This window comes from Pseudomonas sp. NPDC089406 (genome assembly GCF_044900265.1).
Taxonomy (GTDB): Bacteria; Pseudomonadota; Gammaproteobacteria; order Pseudomonadales; family Pseudomonadaceae; genus Aquipseudomonas; species Aquipseudomonas fakonensis.
This window is the reverse complement of the sequence record NZ_JBJDNC010000088.1, coordinates 1-1,431: the sequence shown is the minus strand read 5'-3', so window position 1 is coordinate 1,431 and position 1,431 is coordinate 1. Positions and strand designations below refer to the sequence as shown.

The window sequence follows — 1,431 nt, the reverse complement described above, 5'->3', positions numbered from 1 at the left end:
TGGACTGCCCCCCAAAAGTTGGACACCAATCCAACCCTTGGGGGATCGATGGAAAAGTACACCGAGCAATTCAAGCTCACAGCGATCACAGCTTACCTGGATGGCAACAACGGTTTCCGAAAGGTGGCTCGACACTTCGGTATCGACTTCAGCCTGCTCCGGCGCTGGGTTGCCAGTTATCAGGTCAGTAAGGGTGTCTGCTCAGGCTCGCCTGGGCGGCGTTATACCAGTGATTTCAAGCAGCAAGTGCTCAGCTACATGCTTGAGCATCGGCTTTCACTGCGCCAGACCGCTGCGCACTTTGGTCTTGGACAGTCCTCACAGATAGGAATCTGGCAGCGGCAGCACTACAGTGGCGGTCCAGTCACCTCTACTGCCGCCAAGCCAAAAAAGCCAATTACCGTGTCGAAGAAGATCAAACCAGCCAAGCCCGCCGATACCGATGATATTGAGAAAAGCCGAGAGCAGCTGATGGCTGAACTTGAGTTCCTGCGCATGGAGAATGCTGTCCTAAAGGAACTCAAGGCTCTGCGGGAGGAAAAGGAGCGAATACGCGGGAAAAAGTCCTGATCGTTTCTAAGCTCAAGCGGAGATTCCCTTTACCTGACCTTCTTCGGTTGGTCGAACTGCCGCGTAGCACCTTCTACTACCAGCTCAAGGCGCAGCAGAAGCCGGACCGGCATGCTGCGCTCAAGGCGTTGGTACATCGTGTCTATCACGAACAAAAAGGGCTTTATGGCTACCGCCGCGTTACGCTCGCGATCAGGAAAGAAAAGCGGGTGAACAAGAAGGTGGTTGAACGGCTCATGGCTGAGCAAGGATTGAAATCGGTAGTACGCCCCAAGAAATACCGTTCCTACCGTGGAGCCGTCGGCAAAGTGGCAGCGAATCTGCTGGAACGGAATTTTGTTGCCCAGCGGCCCAACCAGAAATGGGTGACCGACGTGACCGAGTTCAAAGTGGCGGAACAGAAGCTCTATCTATCGCCGGTGATGGATTTGTATAACGGCGAGATCGTGGCTTACGAAACGGCCAGTCGCCCACGCTACAGCTTGGTTGGGAACATGCTCGACAAGGCACTCGACTGCCTGGGAGAGCAGCCGAAGCTCGTGCTCCATTCAGACCAGGGGTGGCATTACCAGCAAGCCCAGTACAGCCATAAGCTCCGCGGACGAGGGGTAAAGCAGAGCATGTCTCGCAAAGGCAATTGCCTGGACAACGCAGCGATGGAAAGCTTCTTCGGCACGCTCAAGTCCGAGTTTTTCTACCTGAAGCGTTTCGAAAGTATTGATGAGTTGAAAGCGGGCCTGGATGAGTACATTCACTACTACAACCATGACCGTATCAAGCTGAGGCTTAATGGCCTGAGCCCTGTTGAGTACAGGACTCAGGCTGCTGCCTAGAGCTGTCCAACTTTTTGGGGGCAGTCCA

General features: G+C 54.4%; 1 protein-coding gene. It reads left to right on the top strand.

The features are described from left to right. Nucleotides 1-48: 48 nt before the first annotated feature. Nucleotides 49-1,403, top strand: a protein-coding gene (locus ACI2KK_RS28945; RefSeq protein ID WP_404671643.1) for an IS3 family transposase whose coding sequence is annotated in 2 segments (ribosomal slippage) — nucleotides 49-522 and nucleotides 525-1,403 — 1,353 coding nt in all. Because the reading frame shifts where the segments join, the coding sequence is not laid out codon by codon here. Nucleotides 1,404-1,431: the final 28 nt, after the last annotated feature.